We start from the raw sequence: 16,984 nt of genomic DNA on the forward strand, positions 1-16,984 counted from the left end.
GGTCACCCCTTGTTCGACCTGACGTGCCGAGCTACCGTACCCCTATGACCGCGACACGGTGTCGCGATCGGGGGTTCGAGGAGACAGCCGATGACGTCCACCACCCACACCACGTCCACGCGCACCGCTGAGCAGTACACCGACGCGCTCGAAACGCTTTCGGAAGGATCGGTACACCGGAATTTCGATCCCTTCCTCGATATCCCCTGGGACGAACCGGCTTTCGCGGTGGTGCCCGATGACGAACGCTGGATTCTGCCGACCGCCGATCCGTTCGGCGCGCACCCCTGGTATCGGGAGCTGCCGCGGGAGAAGCAGATTGCCATCGGTATGTGGCGGCAGGCCAATATTGCCAAGGTCGGACTGCAGTTCGAGAACATCCTCATTCGCGGGCTGATGCAGTACGTGTTCTCCCTGCCCAACGGGTCGCCGGAGTTCCGCTACAGCACGCACGAGGCCGCCGAGGAGTGCAATCACACTCAGATGTTCCAGCAGGTGGTCAATCGAATCGGCGTGGACGTGCCCGGGATGAGCCGCCTGACGCGGGCACTCGGCCCGATCGTCCCGCTGGTGCCGATCGTCTTCCCCACCTGGTTCTTCATCATGGTGCTGGCCGGAGAGGAACCCATCGATCACGGCCAGAAGGCGATCCTGCGCTCGGACTCGGAGATGCATCCGATGATCACGCGCGTCATGCAGATTCATGTCGCCGAGGAAGCCCGGCATATTTCGTTCGCCCATGAATACGTCGAGCACCACGTGCCGGAACTGTCTGCCGTCAGCCGCTTCGCACTGTCGGTGGTCACGCCCATCACCATGCGGGTGGCGCTGTGGTTGATCGCGGTGCCGCCGAGCCGCTTCCGCCGCGAATTCGACGTGCCGCGTGCGGTTTTCAACGAGGTCTACTGGCGGAGCCCCGAATCGCGCCAGGCCCTGACCGACTTCTTCGCCGACGTTCGCATGCTGGTCGGCAATGCCGGCCTGATGAATCCGGTCTCCCGGCTCATCTGGAAGATCCTGCGCATCGATGGCAGGCCCGCGCGCTACCGCAGTGAGCCCGCGACCTGAACTTGCCTGGTAGGGGTCCGATTCCGGACCCCTACCGAGCAGTCATCAGGGCTGAGTCAGACCCATGCCCTGGGCCAGCAGGGGCCAGGACGTGTGCAGCGCGTCCTCCCAGTACGACCAGCGGTGCGTGCCGATCGGATTGAACTGGTAGGTCGCCGGGATATTCAGCGAATCGAGCTTGTTCTTCAGGTTGTGCGTGCACTGGTTGACCGCACCCTCGATGACCATGCCCAGACCGAGGTTCACCGCACCCATGGCGCCGGCGCCGTTCATGTAGTACTGAACGTCTCCCGTGACCGGGATGCCGCTACCGCTGGAGATGTAAAGCTGTGTGTCACGCAGCTTTTCGGCATTGATGACCGGATCGTTCGCGGCCCACAGCGGGCTGTCGGACGGACCGTACATATTCTTGGTATCGCCGCCGGCCCAGGTCTCGGTGGCGAGTTTGACGAAGGCCTGACCCGCCGGGTCGGCGATCTGCGCGCAGCCGCTGTAGGCGGCGACGGTCTTCCACAGACCGGGCTTGGCCTCGGCCAGCTGCAGCACCGAGGTACCCGAGGTCGACAGGCCCGCCAGCGCATTGAGACCGTTGGAGTGCAGCGTGTCGTCCAGCAGCGGCGGCAGCTCTTCCGTCAGGAAGGTCTTCCACTTGTTCAGGCCCAGAGCCGGATCCTTCTGCAGCCAATCGGTGTAGTAGCTGCCGCGACCACCGATCGGCAGGACCACATTGACCGGCTTGTCGGACAGCCAGTCGAGAGCATTTGTGCTGCCCTGCCAGCTTGCGGTGCCCTCACCGCCGTCGAGCCCGCTGAGCAGGTACAGGTTCGGCGCCGGCTGCGAATCGTCGGCCGGACGCTGCACGTCGACCGAGATATCGGTATCCATTGCCGCCGAATGCACCTTCAGGTGCCAGGTGCGACCGTCCTTGGCGACGGACGTGACGGAGGGGGCCTGCTGCGGGTCCGCCGCAGCGGTGCCAGAGGTGCCGGCCAGGAGCGCCACGGACAGTGCGGCGGTGAGCGCTAGAGCAGTGGTCCGGACGGAGGCCACGCTGCGTAGTGCGGAGAGCTTCATAAACCAGTCAATCCAATCCGTGGGTCACCCCAGCCTGTGCTTCGCCGGGCCCGCAGGCTGCACCGTCCATGCCGCTGCGTTTCCGTCGAAGCGAAACTGTCACTCGAAACCTGTGCGCCGACTATCGAAATCGACGCACAGGCGGCCCGAAGGCCCGTATGACCTTCCCATGCAACGGGCTTCGGCTCAAGCCCATCTGGACGAGTGGTTAGTTCGACAGTCCCATGCCCTGTGCGAGCAGCGGCCAGGACTCCTCCAGCGCCTGCTGCCAGTACGGCCAGTAGTGCGTTCCCACCGGGTTGAACTGGTAGGTCGCGGGGATGTTCAGCGAATCGAGCTTGCCCTGCAGATTGTGCGAGCAGGCGTTGACCGCGCCCTCGATGATCATGCCGAGCGCGAGGGTCGTCGGACCACCGTTGTTCAGGTAGTACTGAACGTCATTCGCCACCGGGATACCGCTGCCGGCGGAGACGTAGAGCAGGGTGCCGCGCAGCTTCTCGGCATTGATGACCGGATCGTTCGCGGCCCACAGCGGGCTGTCGGACGGGCCGTACATATTCTTGGTATCGCCGCCGGCCCAGGTGCCGACCGCGAGATTGACGAACAGCTGACCGGCCGGGTCGGCGATCTGCGCGCAGCCGCTGTAGGCGGCGACGGACTTGAACAGACCGGGCTTGGCCTCGGCCAGCTGCAGCACCGACGTTCCGGACGTCGAGGTGCCGGCCAATCCGTTCAAACCGGTGGAGTGCAGCGTGTCGTCGAGCAGCGGCGGCAGCTCCTCGGTGAAGAAGGTCTTCCACTCGTTCACGCCGAGCACCGGATCCGGCTTCAGCCAGTCGGTGTAGTAGCTGCCCTGTCCGCCGATCGGCTGAACCACATTGACCTGCTTATCGGCCATCCAGCCGAGCACGTCGGTCTGGGTCTTCCAATTCGCGGTGCCCTCACCGCCGTCCAGGCCGTTGAGCAGGTAGAGGTTGGGCGCGGGGGTCGACTCGTCGACCGGGCGCTGCACGTCGACCGCGATGTCCTTGTTCATCGCCGCCGAGTAGACCTTCAAATGCCAGGTGCGCCCGTCCTTGGTCACGGAGGTGACCGCCGGGGGCTTCTGGGCATCCGCCGCTGCCGTGCCGCCGCCGAGCAGCGCCATGGACAATGCCGCGGTCAGCGTTAAAGCGGCGGTACGGAAAGCTGTATGCAGCACTCATCACTCCCTATGCTTATGCTTCGCCGGCCCGCACGCTGCACCGATCCCCGTCGCGCTACGTCTTCCGTCGAGGCGGAATTATCAGTCGATGTATTCGGCCATAGATCGGTTAGACCCTGCCATACAATCCACCGCTACTCAAGATCACAACGCCCCGACGCGAATTCGGGGCGTTGCGCCGCTTGTATTACCGCTCGAGCACGCCGAGTTGTTTCATCTGGGTAAGGACATCGGCAACACCCAGACCTCGGCGACCTGACCTTCGACCTGCGCGCTCGCCTTTCAGTTGAACATGCCGGGCTCGTAACTGCCCGCGGGAGTCCGCGCGATCACGTTCAGGCGGTTGAAGGCGTTGATCACCGCGACCACCGAGATCAGCGCTGCGATCTGGTCGTCGTCGTAGTGCTTGCGGACCTCCGCCCAGGTGTCGTCGCTGACGCCCTGATGAGTGTCGGCCAGCCGGGTGCCCTCCTCGGCCAGGGCCAGTGCGGCCCGCTCGGCCTCGGTGAAGACGGTTGCCTCCCGCCAGGCGGCGACCAGGTTGAGCCGCACCGAGGTCTCCCCCGCTACGGCTGCGTCCTTGGTGTGCATATCGGTGCAGAATCCGCAGCCGTTGATCTGGCTGGCGCGAATCTCGATCAGCTGCTGCGTCGTATGCGGCAGCGAGGACTCCTTCAGCAGCAGGCCGACACCGGCGATCCGCTTGCCGATCTTGGCGCCGAGTTCGTTGGTGCGAAGGTTGAATCGAGGTTCCAGTTCCATTGCCCTGTCCTTACATTCGGACCCGTGCCGCAATCGAGCGGCACCCGTACATAAGGAAGACTCCGCAGGCAGGCGGAGTGTGACATGGCGCCGCCGTGGTGGCCGTCATATCACCGGGCGCAGGTCAGTTCCAGTTGTCGATCTTGACGTCGTGCGGGTCCGGGGCGCCTTTACCGGTCTCGACCAGCGACTTCAGGCTCATGAGGAAGAGTGCCCACTTGGTGCTGCAGTGGTGCATGAACTCGACCGGCTCCTTCCAGCCCTGGTGGTTGAAAAGAATGATGGTGTAGTCCTCGGCCTGGCTGAGGTCCCACTCGACGTGTGTGCCGACCCATTCTTCGGGGCCCTCGACGACCTCCCACGACACCCGTTTACCGGGTGTGAGCTCGCGGACCTTCATATCGAATCCGCCCGCGCCGAAGCGGAATTGGACTACACCGCCCAGCTCATCGGCTACGCCCCGGGTATCGTTCGCCCACCAGCCGGCGAGCCCCTCGACCGAGGTCAGGGCCGCGTAGACCGCGTCGGGCTCGGACTTGATTCCGACTCTGTGCAGGATGTCTACCATTTCGAATCTTCTTTCCGGTGTTCGTCTTCGGATGGGTGTTCGGAGAGTGACTACTGGGTGGTGCGCTGGTCTTTCGCGGCCTGAATGGCCTCGGCAAGGCGCTTGATACGCCGGAGCCGGGCATCCCAGGCCGAGCCGACCGAGGCCAACTGGGCGACCGCGCGCGCGAGTTGCGCCTCGTCCACGTGGTACCTGCGCTCGCGCCCGGCGGGCGTGGCGTGCACCAGGCCGACGCGGTCGAGTACGCCGAGGTGTTTCGCAATGGCCTGCCTGGTCACAGGGAGTTGCTCGCTGAGGCTGGTGGCCGTGCCATTGCCGGCGGCCAGCAGCAGGTCGAGCATCCGCCGACGGGTCGGATCCCCGATCGCGGACCAGAGGTCGTCGTCGACGGCAGCGGTCACGGGGTCGACACCAGCCCCGCGAGGTACTCCCCTAGTCGGGGCACGAAGGTGTCCCAGCCGATGCTGTGCTCGCGGTACTGCTCCTCCAACTTGGCCACCTCCCAGCCCATCTCGCGGAACCCGGTCTCGATGAGGCGAATCTTCGTGCCGGAGCCGGAGGGGGTGAGCTCGAAGGTCACCAGGAGCGAATTGGCGGCGTCCTCGACCTTGTCGTCGGGAAAGCACCAGCGGAAGGAGAACACTCGCGGCGGCTGCACATCCACCACCGTCATGGCGAACACGTCCACCCTGTCGCCCCAGACGAATTCGCCGACCGAACCGGGCGTCACCTCGAATTCCGCACCATCGGTCCACCACTGCGAGATGTGCTCGGGACTGCTGACCACCTCGAAGACCACCTCGGGCGAGGCGTCGACATAGATCTCTCGTTCGATGCTGCCGTACTCGGTACTCGTCACGCTTCCTCCATATGCAACGTTTGGTTGCACATAAAGCTAGCAAATCAACCGCGATCGCGCAACCTTTGGTTGCCTATTCCCGGCACTCGCGAACCGATCGGCGACCGGCGACTCGAGACCCTGATGCTCGATGGTTTGTTGGAGACATGGCACTGCAATGGAAACTGGTCATCGACAGCACGAATGCACCTGTCCTGGCGGACTTCCGGGCCGAGGGCAACGAGTTCTGCGCTTCGTAGCGGCGACCGGATCGTGGGCGCTAGTGCGCTGAGACCATGGCGCCGCTAGTGCGCGGTGGCCATGGCACCCCAGATCTCGGCGATCCGCCCGTCGGCGACGCGGAACATCTCCAGCAGTGTGGTCGTCTGCCCGTTGTCTTCGAATCCGTGCACGGTCGCGCGAAGAGCGACCACGTCACCGTGCGCGAAGGCATGGTCGACCACCGTCCGCGAATCGGGGTGCTGATCGGCGAGCGCCTTCCACGCCACTTTGAGCGCGTCCCGCCCGGCGGCCAGCGGGTGGCTGTAGAAGTCGGCGGCGAAGATCGTGTCGATGGCGTCGATGTCCCGGTTGTTGAAGGCCTGATGCATCAGGTATCCGAGTTCTGCTGGATCGTTGACTAGCAATTCACCGTTCTCCCGTTCTGGCAGTGGATGATTGGGAGTGCGTGTCCCGCCGTTCATCCGTGTTGCCAACTGGGTGAATAGTACTGTCGAACGGTGGTCCGGGTCGACGTGCTGGTGGGTCGTGAGGTCGAGCGCGAGCTGCTCGAGGCGTTCGTTCTCGGCAAGGCCGGCGACGAACCGGTGCTGGTCATCCGCGGTGAGCCGGGCGTGGGCAAGACCGCCGTACTGGATATGGCCGCCGATATCGCTGCGTCCCAAGGCTTTCGGGTATTGCGGGCAGCGGCGCTCGAGTACGAGGCGGATCTGAAATTCGGTGCGCTCAATCAGCTGCTGCACCCGCTGCTGGACGCGGCCGACGATCTCGGGGCAACACATCGGCAGGCATTGCACGTGATCATGGGGCTGGCGCCGGGGGCGATGCCCTCGCAGCTGATCGCGGGTGCGGCCACGCTGGCGCTCCTGCAGGCGGCTGCGGGACAGGGCTTTTCGCTGCTGCTGATCGTCGACGATGTGCAGTGGCTGGATCTGCCCAGCACGATGGCATTGAGTTATGCGGCGCGACGCTGGAACGGGATCGGTATTCGCCTGGTCGTCGCCGGGCGCGCGGAATCCGATGACGGCTTCACCCGCAGTGGATTTCGCGTCCATGATCTGGACCCGCTGGACGAGGGTGATTCCGATGCACTGCTGCGCGTCGCCTATCCGGCACTGACCGCGAATGTGCGCCGGCGCCTGCGTGCCGACGCGCGCGGCAATCCGCTCGCACTGCTCGAACTGCCCGTCGCGTTCGAGAGTGGCGGTCCCCCAGCCACTTTGCCTGCGATGCTGCCGCTCACCGATCGGTTGCAGCGGGTGTTCGCCGACCGGCTCGCAGGACTGTCGGAGGGCACCCGGCGGATGCTGCTGTTCGTCGTTCTCGCCGGTGCGGAGAACAGCGTCACGCTGGAGGATTGTGCACCGACCCCGCAGGGGCTCGCCGATCTGCCGCTAGCCGAGCGCGCGGGCGTAGTGCGCGTGAATCCGCGCACGGGCAGGTTGGAGTTTCGTCATCCGCTGATCCGTGCGGCGGTCATCGAACAGTCGACGAGTGCGGAACGGCGGCTGGTTCATCGGGTGCTCGCCGAGGCCTTCGACCGGGATCCGCAGCGGCGAGCCTGGCACCTCGGACAGGCGGCGGTCGGACCGGACAGCGAGATCGCCGCATCGCTGGAGGCATTGTCGCAGCAGATGATTCGGCACGGCGACAGCAGGCGTGCGACGGCGGCGCTGCTCCGGGCGGCCGAGCTGAGCACCTCGGATTCCGATCGCGCCAGGCGCACCGCGCGGGCGGCGTATCTCGGGACCTTGATCACCGGGGAGCTGGCCGATACCGCCCGGCTGCTGGCGCAGGTGAATCGCGCGGAAGTTCGCGAGACGCCTTCCTTGGAGGCGGCGGTCGCCGCGGCCTATCAGCTCCTCAATGACGAGGGTGACGCCATCACCGCCGGGAGGTTGCTGCTCGCGACCATCCGAGTGCACGACCGTGATATCGGTTCCGGCGCGGACACCATGGTCGAGGCCCTGCACACGCTGCTGTACATCGGATTCTTCAGTGGCCGACGGGAACTCTGGGACGATATCGGCGCGGTGCTGCGGCGCGCCGAACCGCAGCCGATGGCTACGCTGTCGTTGCTGCACAACATCTTTGCCGATCCGGTCGGCGCCACAGCGGAGGATCTGCGGCAGCTCACCGCGGCGCTCGACGGGCTGCGCTTCTCCTCTGATCCGGTGCGGATCGTCCGAGTCGCGACCGCGGGCGCCTATATCGACCGCATCGGCGATGCCCGCGAAGCACTGTGGCGGGTGATCGAAGACGGCCGGAACGGCGGCGCGATCGCCAAGGCCATCGAAGCCCTCTTCCTGATCGCACAGCTCAACTTCTTTGAAGGCGAATGGGATTCGCTGCTGGAGGTGGCGGACGAGGGACTGCAACTGTGCGCCGAGCTCGGCTATACACTGCTCGCGGGACCGGGCCGGCTACTGCGCGCACTCGTCGGTGCGGCCCGGGGGCAGACCGATGCCGCCGACCTCGCCGCCGAGGAACTGCTGCTCTGGGCCGCGCCGCGGCACCTGGTGACCTATGCCGCCTACTCCTCGCATATTCGATGTGTGTCGGCGCTCGGGCGCTCGAGTTTCGATGAGGCGTACCGGCATGCCGCGTCGATCAACGCGCCGGGGGATTTCCCGCACTACGGGCCGCATGCGGTGTGGCTGGTGCTCGACCTCACCGAGGCGGCCGCCCGCAGCGGCCGCGGCGCCGAAGCGCGCGCCCATGCCGAGGCCGCCGTCACGGCCGGTCTGCCCGAACTCTCCCCCAGGCTCCGGATGCTGACCACCGCCGCGCTCGCCCTCACCGATCCGCGTGACTGGCGCAGGCTGTTCGAGGAGGCATTGGCCACAGCGGACAGTAGGCGGTGGGTATTCGACTGCGCCCGAATAGAATTGCTCTACGGGGAACGGCTGCGCCGGGAGCGCGAACCGGCGGCGGCCAGAGCGCAGCTGACCACTGCGGCACAGGTTTTCGAACAGTTGCGGGCAATTCCATGGCTGGAACGAACTCGATCGGAACTGCGGGCGGCCGGTGAGCCCGTGCCCGCCGAGGCGCGCGGCCCGGGATTGACGCCGCAGGAGCGGGCCGTCGCCGAACTGGCGGCCTCCGGGTTGACCAACAAGGAGATCGCCGAACGACTGTTCCTCTCGGCGAGAACGGTTTCCACCCATCTGCACCGGGTCTTCCCGAAGCTCGGCATCTCCACTCGCAGCGCCCTCCGCGACGCGCTGGCACCGCAGCGCGACTGAACTACGTCAATTGACGGATTCTCCCGCGCCGAAGCGAATCTAGATTCGATTGTGCCGAACGGCAATTCAGTACAGAGGAGACTCGGAATGAGTGCGAAGAGCAAGACCGTCGTCCTGGTGCACGGCGGATTCGTGGACGGGTCCGGGTGGCGAGCCGTCTATGACGAGCTCACCAACGACGGATACAGCGTGCGCGTCGTACAGAATGCGACCAAGTCGCTCGCCGACGATGCCGCGGCCACACGTCAGATCCTCGACGATATCGAGGGCGAAGCCGTGCTCGTCGGGCATTCCTACGGCGGCGCGGTCATCAGTGAGGCAGGCACACACGACAAGGTCACCGCCCTCGTCTACATCACCGCCTTCGCCCCCGACAAAGGCGAATCGGTCAATTCGCTTATCGCAGGCTTCCCGCAGGACGGCCCCCAGCCCCCGATCCTCGCCCCCCAGCAGGGCTACCTCTTCCTCGACCGCGCGAAGTTCCACGAGTCCTTCGCCGGAGACCTGTCCGACCAGGACGCCGCATTCCTCGCCGACTCCCAGGTCCCCTGGGGCCTCGAAGCACTCGGCGGCCCCATCAGCGAACCCGCCTGGCGCCTCAAGCCCAGCTGGTACCTGCACGTCACCGACGACAAGATGATCCCACCGTCCGCCCAAGCCTCCATGGCCGAACGCATCGGCGCCACCGTAGTAGACACCCCCGGCAGCCACGCCGTCTACGTCTCCCGCCCCGACGTGGTCGCCACCATCATCCGAACCGCAGCAGGCGAGTCCTAGCCCCAATGATCCGGCCGCTCACAGTCCGTGAGCGGCCGACTCCCACGGCCCGTCCGAGCGCGGCGTCGAGCCGACTGCCACTGGAAGCCGGCCTACTGTTCCGCACTGCTTGCCAGGGATCGGCCTGAGCGTGTCTTCACATCAAAAGACCTGCAGGAGATCGACATCCACGACGCACCACCCTCCAGCGCCCATTGCGCCTGGGACTGGCAAGAATGAAGCAGACCAGCCCCTCGACTGGCTCGGATCAGGGTGGGGCGTTATAGTCGGGACGATGATGACTCATTCTGAAGAAGGATTGGGGGTCTCGTTCGTGTCTGGTGAGTGCTGATGCTCACTTCGATGGCGAATGGGAACGAATTCCGGATTTCTCTCTGGCGGCGTGTGCGCGAGTTCGCTGTTCCGCCTTCCATGATCGAAACCGCGAGTGCTCGGCGTGCGGCCGGGGACTGGGGCGGGGCTTGTGCCGCAGCGGGTTTCGATGTTGATATTGATTTGGGTGCGCTGGTGCGTACGCACGGGCGGGACCTCGCGGTCCGGGTGCGGGCCGATCTGCGTCGGCTGGCGCCGGATCTGCTGCGGTGGCAGATGCCCAGGGTTGCTCCTGACGGGCTGTTACGCCCCGGTCTGACGATGACACTCGCTCGGTACAGCACCGAGGGGCACGGAACTTCTTGCGGCAGCGCGGGTTCGGTGTATCTTGTCGCCCGGACCGCACCGGCCTGGGCGGATGCCGGTCAGCGGATCAGCCTCGCACTATGGGGCGAATCCCTGCCCGGGACCGGCACCGGACTGCACCCGCACTCCCGCCCCGATCGGCGATTCCGGCTCGATCTCCACCGGCACCTCTGGGATGCACGGCGAAGCGACGAGCTTCGAATACGTTCCGGGGCAGATCAATTCGCTGCCATTGATCTCATGGACCCCGGGCTACAGGAGCTGGCGCAACAGGGGTGCGCGATCGAGCGATGGGCTGCCGAGGCGGAGATTCTGCTGCGCGGTGAGGGGCTCCCGGCCGGTCCGCTGCTGGTGCGCCCGGGAGCGCGCCGACGGGTTGTCGTGGAGCCATATGCACAGGGGGACGATCCTGCCGTGCTGCGGATCGTGCGGAAATACCCGCGTGGCAGCGTGTCCGCGTTGCCGGTGCTGCCGGACGCGGCGACCTGGGCACTCCCCGACCTGGAACTGCTCCGGGCCGGTGCGATAACGGCCGATCGGCTGCATCCGCTCGTCGCCTCAGCGCTCGTACCGGGCTACTCATCGGCCGAGATACCTTGCGGTACAGACCGGTCCGAACACCCACACCCGGTGGAGTGCCGCGGCGAACAGCACCGAATCGGGCTGCTGAACGGCGTGCTGACCGCCCTGGATCACGACCCGGCCGAAGTCCGGCGGGAGGAGTTGCTGGTCGCGTTGACCGGCACTCCGCTGCCCTGTCTACAGGCGATCGATCAAGCGCATCGCCACCCGGATTGCCTCACCGGCGTTCGAGAACGGTTGCGCCACGGCGATATTGCCGGTGCTCTGGCCGTTGTCGAAGGCCTCCTGGGTCCGGGTGCGCAACTGCGTGACGGAGCGCTGCGCGACGAACTGGAGGCGGCCGCGCAGCGGCGGATCACCTACGGGCTGTACCGATCCGGGCTCTCCAGCCCCAGCCCGGAACGCGACGGGCGCCCGCGCCCGCCGCACCGCACGCATCCGCGCCACGCCGTCTTGCGGTGACCCGCGACTTTCGCGGCCCACTCACTTCTACTCAACCCCAAGGTGATTCACGCATGCCCTCATACGCCCCGTACGCTCCCCTCTCCGATCGAGCACACACCTCCCAACTCGACATCGCCGGCGAACTGCTCACCCTGCTGGGCACGGTGACCACCGAGCCCCGCGCGGATAGCCAACTCGAAGCCCTGACACTGGCCGTGGCCGCCGATCTCCCGGTGCTCCTGTGGGGCGAACCGGGAATCGGCAAGACCGCGGCCCTGACCCAACTCGCGGAGTCCCTGCAACTCCCCCTGACCACCGTCATCGCGAGTGTGCATGAGCCCTCGGACTTTTCGGGCCTGCCCATCCTCGGCGACGATCCGGCGACCCAGGGCGTCCCGATGGCTCCGCCGGAGTGGGCCGTACGCCTGGTGCGAGCCGGCCGGGGACTGCTGTTCCTGGACGAACTCTCCACCGCGCCGCCGGCGGTGCAGGCCGCTCTCCTGCGCCTGGTGCTGGAGCGGCGCATAGGCGCGCTCCAACTGCCCGCCGGTGTCCGCATCGTCGCCGCCGCCAACCCGCGCTCCTCGGCGGCCGACGGCTGGGAGTTGAGCCCGCCGCTGGCCAACCGTTTTGTGCACCTGCAATGGACCCACGATCATGACGTGGTCGTCCGTGGCCTCGGCGGAACCTGGCCACGCGCGATGTTGCCCGCACTCGATCCCGAAAAGCTCCCGGAGGCAGTACTTTTCGCCCGACGCGCGGTATGCGGGCTGCTCGCGGCACGCCCCAAACTCGTACATCAGCTGCCCACCAGCGAGACCCGCCGCGGCGGCGCCTGGCCCTCACCGCGCAGCTGGGATATGACCCTGCGGCTGATCGCCTTCGCCACCGCGGCCGATTCGAGCCGGGATGTGCTGTCGCTGCTGGTCCGGGGCACCGTCGGAGACGGCCCCGGCTTCGAACTCCTGAGCGCCATCGACCGGATGGATCTCCCCGACCCCGAGCTGCTGCTCACCGATCCGGCCGCGGCCGAACTGCCCGAACGCGGGGATCTGCGCCAGGCGGTGCTCGACGGTGTGGTGGCGGCGGTCCGCAAACGCCCGGAGAAATCCCGCTGGGACGCGGCCTGGACATTGCTGGTGAAGGCCGTGCAGACCGGTGCGCCGGATCTGGTCGTCGTCCCCGCGACCACCCTCGCCACCCTGCGCCAAGAGGATTGGGACGTACCGGCATCCATCGAACAACTCACCGGAATGGTGTCGGTATCCCAGGGCGCGGATCGCGCCGCGGCCCGTGTCACCGCGCAGGCGGGCCGATGACAGCCGCCGCCGGACGCCTGGATCTCGACAAGCTCTATGCCGCCCGCCTACTGGCGGTGCGGGCCCGCCCCTACCTCTCGACCGCCCTGTTCGCACTGCACATAGTCGAGTCACCCCGGGCGCCGACCATGGGCGTGGACCGGTATTGGCGGTGCTATGTATCGCCCGCGTTCGTGGACTACACACCGGTGGAAGAGCTGGCTTCGGTACTGGTGCACGAGGTATCACATCTGCTGCGGGACCATCACGGGCGCAGTGACCGATTCGCACAGCGCCACAACCTGAGTGGCCCGGCCGAACGACTGCGGATGAATATCGCCGCGGACGCCGAGATCAACGACGATGCGTTCGGTCACGGGCTGGTCCGGCCCGAGGGTGCGATCATGCCGGCGACCCTGGGGTTGGCGGCCGGTGAGCTCATGGAGGACTACCTGCATCAGTTCCGCCTCGGTCGGCATACGCAAGAGCTGGCGTGGCTCGACTGCGGCAGCGGCGCCGACGGCTCGGATCGCGAGTGGGAACTCGGGCCGGACGGTGCGGACGGGCTCAGCGAACAGGAACGCGAGGCGGTCCGATTTCGTGTGGCGCAGGGCATTGTCGGCGATCCGGGCACCACGCCCCAGGGGTGGCGGCGCTGGGCGCAGGAGGCGATGCATCCACCGCAACCATGGCGAGATCTGCTCGGCGCGGCCATCCGCGCGGCGGCTTCGGCCTCCGGCGCCGGCGCGGACTACACCTACGGGCGGCCTGCTCGGCGCTCGGCCGCGCTGCCCGGCATCGCGCTGCCGAGCCTGCGGCGCACACCACCGCGGGTCAGCGTGGTCATCGACACCTCGGGATCGGTCAGCGACGTCGAATTGGGCAGCGCGCTGCTTGAAACGGCCGCTGTCACCCGGGCCGTGGGCGGTCGCCGCGATCTGGTCACGGTGCTCTCGTGTGATGCCGCGGCCCGGATCACGGACCCGCTGTGCCGTGCGGAGGGCATACCGCTGATCGGCGGCGGGGGCACCGACCTGCGGACCGGGTTCGCCAAAGCGCTACGCGCACAGGCACGTCCGGATGTGATCGTGGTGCTGACCGACGGTCAGACGCCGTGGCCGGCCGCTAGGCCGTCCTGCCGGACGGTGGTGGGTTTGTTCCGCCGGGAGCACACCCAACATGACGATGAACCGAATTATGTTCCCGCGCCGCCGACTTGGGCACGGGTGGTCCATATCGGGTGACAACCACGCGGAAGCCCTGTGCTACGACCCCTCCGGCGAGGGGTTTCGCCAGGGCAGCGTATTGCGTGTCACGGCAATGAATATCGCCGAGACGACCACTGCGGCAAGGGCGGCTTCGACGATCTGCACGACGGCGAAGTCGGCGCCGCGCGGCATCTGCAGTACTCCGACGACCACCGAGAACGCCACTGCCGGAACACGGAACGCCGGGGTCGTGGCCCAGGCCGCCAAGGGCACGATCGCCCACAGCAGGTACCAGGGCTGCACCACCGCGGAGAGCAGGACGATGGCGCCCAGGGACAGCCCCAGGGCGCCGATGAGGTGCAGGCGACCGGTCCAGGTGGCGACCAGCATGCGCAGGCTGATGTATGCGGCGACCACCTGGGCGATCGGACGGGTGATGCTCAGCAGCGCGTTCGTATGGTCGCCCAATCCGAGCAGGACGCCGCCGAATCCGGTGGCGATGCCGAGCGCCGTCGGCAGCGACATCCAGCTGTTGACGGCCGTATTGGTGGACAGCGTGTAGATCCAGCCGAAACCGAGCCCGCTGCTCCAGCTGATGAGCAGCATTGTCGCCCCGGCGATTACACCGAGGACCGCCGCGGCGACCACCAAGGAACCGAATGTGCTGCCCCGCCGCCGGGCAAGTGCCATACCTACGAAGGCGAGCGCGACGATCGCGGGAAGTTTGACCAATGCCGCGAGGGTGATGAGCACCGCGCCGAGAACCATCAGCGCCCACGCCCGGCCGTCCAACCCTGGCGGCGCTCCCGGTTCCGCCTCGGGGCCGCCGGCGAGCGCACGCAGGCAGAATTCCAGCCCGAACAGCATGAGCCCCAGCATCAGCGTGTCGTTGTGCGCCCCGGCGACCAGGTGGAACAGCACCAGCGGATTGGCCGCGCCGAGCCACAGCGCGCTCACCGGGGCGACCCCGCAGCGACGCGCCAGTCGCGGCAGAGCCCAGACGATCAATGCCATCCCGCCGAGTTCGAGCAGCCGATGGGACCAGACGCCGAAAATGATGTTGTCCCCGGTGATCTCGGCGATACCGCGCCCGATCCAGAGGAACAGCGGACCGTACGGCGCGGGTGTCTCCCGCCAGATATTGGGCACATTATTGGTCAGCACATTGCTCAGGCCGAGTCCGGTGGCCGGGCCCACCACATAGGGATCCATACCGCGCCTGGTGATTTCGCTCTGCGCCAGATACGAATACACGTCATTGGAGAACATCGGCGGCGCGACGATGAGCGGAGTCACCCAGAGCAGCAGCGTCCGGTCGAGCTGGGAACGAGTGATCCGGTGCGAGGGCGCCCCGCCGACGCTACCGATGGCGAAGCGGCCCATCAACAACCACGCCGCCACCACCGCGACCACGCCGATCATGCACATTGCCAGCATGGACGTCGGGAGCCGCGCGAACAGCCCGAAGACCGGGACACCCGATACCGGATTCTGATGCACCGGCTGCGCGCCCACGCCGAGCGCGCTGATCGCCATCACCACCGTGCCGGTCGCGCCGAGCATCTGGATCCGCCTGAACTGCAAGGCTTCCCGGCGGTCGAGCCCGGGAACCTCCTGCTCGGTGCTGTGCAGAGCGGCGACGTAGTGCGCGGCGGCGGAGTCCAAACCGATGACTCGGCGTCCGAGTCTCAGCATGTCGCTCCGTACACTCCCGGCAACCCACACCAGGGGGAGCCTAGCGGCATTCGACGGCGAATCCGGTGATCTCGAGGCCTGCGCGCGCTGCGGTCTCGGGCGGTGCGAGCCCGTCCGGACGGGCGAACCGATCAGGAATCGAGAAGCCCCGGACGACGGGGCGTGATTAGCCTTGCGAGCATGGAAATCACCATCTATTCGAGCTTTCTACCGCATGATGATGCGGAGGCAGCGCTGGCCTTTTATCGCGATGCCCTGGGTTTCGAACTTCGCAAGGATGTCGGCTACAACGGGCTCCGGTGGTTGACGGTGGGGCCGGTCGGTCAGCCCGGAACCTCCATTGTTCTGCATCCGCCGGCCGCTGATCCCGGTATCACCGAGGATGAGCGGCGGACCATTGCCGAGATGATGGCCAAGGGCACCTATGCCAGCCTGCTGCTGGCCACCGAGGATCTCGACGGCGCCTTCGAGCGGGTGCAGGCCACCGATGCCGAGGTGGTGCAGGAGCCGACCGATCAGCCGTACGGGGTCCGGGACTGCGCGTTCCGGGATCCGGCGGGAAATATGGTGCGAATTCAAGAGGTCCGCTGAGTCATCGCCGCTCGAACCACTGACTCCGCACCGCGCTCGGTCACAGCGAAGTGCGCGTGAGCACCCTGTCGATCAGATAGACGGTCGCTGTGGCGGTGCGGAAGCCGCCACAGATCACCTTCGCATCGTCCACGTCGATACCGTCGGCCGATCGGGTCACGGTGACCTCTCCCCCGTCGGCGGCCAGATACCGCCCGCCGATCCGATCCGGCGGAAGATCGACCGGAACCAGATGGTGCGCAATGATTTTCAGCAGCTCTGAGGCGTCGTTGCGCATGCGATGAACGGTCTTCTCGTCGAGATTGTCGAGGGCGGATTCCTCCGGCACGAAGACGGTGAACCGCTGCGGCGCAGTCGAACCCGGCGGCTGCGCCCGCAGGCCGGCGTCTTTGGCGGCGGACAGCATGACCGCCTCCAGCATCGGATTATCCGGATAGGAGGCGGCGGCATCACATCCGGGACCGGTCAGCTCGGCGGGCCGCTCGATGTGCTGCGGTGCGGACGGAAGCGGAGCTGGGGCGGCTAGGCCGATCGGGTCGGCGCCGCTGGTGAGTTGTTCGGGAGAACAGCCCAGCGGACCCACTGCCGTCACTGCCAGCAGGAGCGCCGCGGCGCTCGAGCATCGCCTCAATGTCATTGTCCCCATATCGTTTCCGTAATCCGACCGAACCAGGCCCCGGATTGCCCGGGGCCCGGTCACACAGCACTACTT

Annotated in this window: 16 protein-coding genes; 7 read left to right on the forward strand and 9 right to left on the reverse strand. The window is 66.6% G+C overall.

Annotated features, from left to right (window positions below):
- Window positions 1-90 precede the first annotated feature (90 nt).
- Window positions 91-1,068 carry a diiron oxygenase gene (locus ABZX86_RS27085; RefSeq protein WP_355127467.1) on the forward strand — a complete coding sequence of 326 codons (978 nt, stop codon included), beginning with the start codon at window positions 91-93 and terminating at the stop codon, window positions 1,066-1,068.
- Window positions 1,069-1,113: 45 nt separating this feature from the next.
- On the opposite strand, the gene ABZX86_RS27090 is transcribed toward ABZX86_RS27085, so the two are convergent.
- The 7 genes from ABZX86_RS27090 to ABZX86_RS27120 all read right to left on the reverse strand — a co-directional run bounded on the left by ABZX86_RS27090 (window position 1,114) and on the right by ABZX86_RS27120 (window position 6,230).
- The gene (locus ABZX86_RS27090) at window positions 1,114-2,142 is read right to left on the reverse strand and encodes an alpha/beta hydrolase family protein (RefSeq protein WP_355127468.1); all 1,029 of its coding nucleotides are present in this window, start codon (window positions 2,140-2,142) and stop codon (window positions 1,114-1,116) included.
- 208 nt (window positions 2,143-2,350) lie between these two features.
- A complete protein-coding gene (locus ABZX86_RS27095; RefSeq protein WP_355127699.1) occupies window positions 2,351-3,289 on the reverse strand; it encodes an alpha/beta hydrolase family protein in 939 nt (312 codons plus the stop codon).
- A 339-nt stretch (window positions 3,290-3,628) separates the two neighbouring features.
- Entirely contained in the window at window positions 3,629-4,102 is a 474-nt protein-coding gene (locus tag ABZX86_RS27100; RefSeq protein WP_327146528.1) for a carboxymuconolactone decarboxylase family protein, read from the reverse strand.
- A 130-nt stretch (window positions 4,103-4,232) separates the two neighbouring features.
- Complete coding sequence (locus tag ABZX86_RS27105; RefSeq protein ID WP_355127469.1) at window positions 4,233-4,676, reverse strand: SRPBCC domain-containing protein; 444 nt, start codon at window positions 4,674-4,676, stop codon at window positions 4,233-4,235.
- A 50-nt stretch (window positions 4,677-4,726) separates the two neighbouring features.
- Window positions 4,727-5,077 (reverse strand): metalloregulator ArsR/SmtB family transcription factor, encoded by a 351-nt coding sequence (locus ABZX86_RS27110; protein WP_355127470.1) that lies wholly within the window; start codon window positions 5,075-5,077, stop codon window positions 4,727-4,729.
- A complete protein-coding gene (locus tag ABZX86_RS27115) occupies window positions 5,074-5,535 on the reverse strand; it encodes an SRPBCC family protein (RefSeq protein ID WP_355127471.1) in 462 nt (153 codons plus the stop codon). Before ABZX86_RS27115 ends, ABZX86_RS27110 begins: the two co-directional genes overlap by 4 nt.
- Before the next feature lie 284 nt (window positions 5,536-5,819).
- The gene (locus tag ABZX86_RS27120) at window positions 5,820-6,230 is read right to left on the reverse strand and encodes a nuclear transport factor 2 family protein (protein ID WP_355127472.1); all 411 of its coding nucleotides are present in this window, start codon (window positions 6,228-6,230) and stop codon (window positions 5,820-5,822) included.
- Window positions 6,231-6,254: 24 nt separating this feature from the next.
- On the opposite strand from ABZX86_RS27120, the gene ABZX86_RS27125 reads away from it, so the two are divergent.
- From ABZX86_RS27125 to ABZX86_RS27145, 5 genes are all read left to right on the forward strand, one after another.
- Entirely contained in the window at window positions 6,255-8,999 is a 2,745-nt protein-coding gene (locus ABZX86_RS27125; RefSeq protein ID WP_355127473.1) for an AAA family ATPase, read from the forward strand.
- A gap of 87 nt (window positions 9,000-9,086) precedes the next feature.
- Window positions 9,087-9,776: an alpha/beta hydrolase gene (locus ABZX86_RS27130; RefSeq protein WP_355127474.1), complete on the forward strand. Its 690-nt coding sequence runs from the start codon at window positions 9,087-9,089 to the stop codon at window positions 9,774-9,776.
- A gap of 918 nt (window positions 9,777-10,694) precedes the next feature.
- Window positions 10,695-11,498: a hypothetical protein gene (locus ABZX86_RS27135; protein WP_355127475.1), complete on the forward strand. Its 804-nt coding sequence runs from the start codon at window positions 10,695-10,697 to the stop codon at window positions 11,496-11,498.
- A 53-nt stretch (window positions 11,499-11,551) separates the two neighbouring features.
- Window positions 11,552-12,799, forward strand: a complete 1,248-nt coding sequence (locus tag ABZX86_RS27140) for a MoxR family ATPase (RefSeq protein ID WP_355127476.1) — start codon at window positions 11,552-11,554, stop codon at window positions 12,797-12,799.
- On the forward strand, window positions 12,796-14,022 hold the full coding sequence (locus tag ABZX86_RS27145; RefSeq protein ID WP_355127477.1) for a VWA-like domain-containing protein: 1,227 nt from the start codon (window positions 12,796-12,798) through the stop codon (window positions 14,020-14,022). The genes ABZX86_RS27140 and ABZX86_RS27145 overlap by 4 nt, the downstream gene beginning before the upstream one ends.
- A 21-nt stretch (window positions 14,023-14,043) precedes the next feature.
- On the opposite strand, the gene mptB is transcribed toward ABZX86_RS27145, so the two are convergent.
- Window positions 14,044-15,681 (reverse strand): polyprenol phosphomannose-dependent alpha 1,6 mannosyltransferase MptB, encoded by a 1,638-nt coding sequence (mptB, locus tag ABZX86_RS27150; protein ID WP_355127478.1) that lies wholly within the window; start codon window positions 15,679-15,681, stop codon window positions 14,044-14,046.
- A 180-nt stretch (window positions 15,682-15,861) separates the two neighbouring features.
- Between mptB and ABZX86_RS27155 the strand changes: the two genes are divergently transcribed.
- Window positions 15,862-16,272 (forward strand): VOC family protein, encoded by a 411-nt coding sequence (locus ABZX86_RS27155; protein WP_355127479.1) that lies wholly within the window; start codon window positions 15,862-15,864, stop codon window positions 16,270-16,272.
- A gap of 40 nt (window positions 16,273-16,312) precedes the next feature.
- On the opposite strand, the gene ABZX86_RS27160 is transcribed toward ABZX86_RS27155, so the two are convergent.
- A complete protein-coding gene (locus tag ABZX86_RS27160) occupies window positions 16,313-16,909 on the reverse strand; it encodes a fasciclin domain-containing protein (protein ID WP_355127480.1) in 597 nt (198 codons plus the stop codon).
- Window positions 16,910-16,984: the final 75 nt, after the last annotated feature.

The sequence above is a fragment of the Nocardia sp. NPDC006630 genome (genome assembly GCF_040611495.1).
Lineage (GTDB): Bacteria > Actinomycetota > Actinomycetes > Mycobacteriales > Mycobacteriaceae > Nocardia.

What these genes read in the sequence shown, in the direction of transcription:
- ABZX86_RS27135 (WP_355127475.1), top strand. Translation starts at nt 10,695, where the DNA reads ATGGACCCCGGGCTACAGGAGCTGGCGCAACAGGGGTGCGCGATCGAG.
- ABZX86_RS27160 (WP_355127480.1), bottom strand. Translation starts at nt 16,909, where the DNA reads ATGACATTGAGGCGATGCTCGAGCGCCGCGGCGCTCCTGCTGGCAGTG.
- ABZX86_RS27145 (WP_355127477.1), top strand. Translation starts at nt 12,796, where the DNA reads ATGACAGCCGCCGCCGGACGCCTGGATCTCGACAAGCTCTATGCCGCC.
- ABZX86_RS27085 (WP_355127467.1), top strand. Translation starts at nt 91, where the DNA reads ATGACGTCCACCACCCACACCACGTCCACGCGCACCGCTGAGCAGTAC.
- ABZX86_RS27095 (WP_355127699.1), bottom strand. Translation starts at nt 3,289, where the DNA reads ATGGCGCTGCTCGGCGGCGGCACGGCAGCGGCGGATGCCCAGAAGCCC.
- mptB (WP_355127478.1), bottom strand. Translation starts at nt 15,681, where the DNA reads ATGCTGAGACTCGGACGCCGAGTCATCGGTTTGGACTCCGCCGCCGCG.
- ABZX86_RS27140 (WP_355127476.1), top strand. Translation starts at nt 11,552, where the DNA reads ATGCCCTCATACGCCCCGTACGCTCCCCTCTCCGATCGAGCACACACC.
- ABZX86_RS27090 (WP_355127468.1), bottom strand. Translation starts at nt 2,142, where the DNA reads ATGAAGCTCTCCGCACTACGCAGCGTGGCCTCCGTCCGGACCACTGCT.
- ABZX86_RS27105 (WP_355127469.1), bottom strand. Translation starts at nt 4,676, where the DNA reads ATGGTAGACATCCTGCACAGAGTCGGAATCAAGTCCGAGCCCGACGCG.
- ABZX86_RS27155 (WP_355127479.1), top strand. Translation starts at nt 15,862, where the DNA reads ATGGAAATCACCATCTATTCGAGCTTTCTACCGCATGATGATGCGGAG.
- ABZX86_RS27130 (WP_355127474.1), top strand. Translation starts at nt 9,087, where the DNA reads ATGAGTGCGAAGAGCAAGACCGTCGTCCTGGTGCACGGCGGATTCGTG.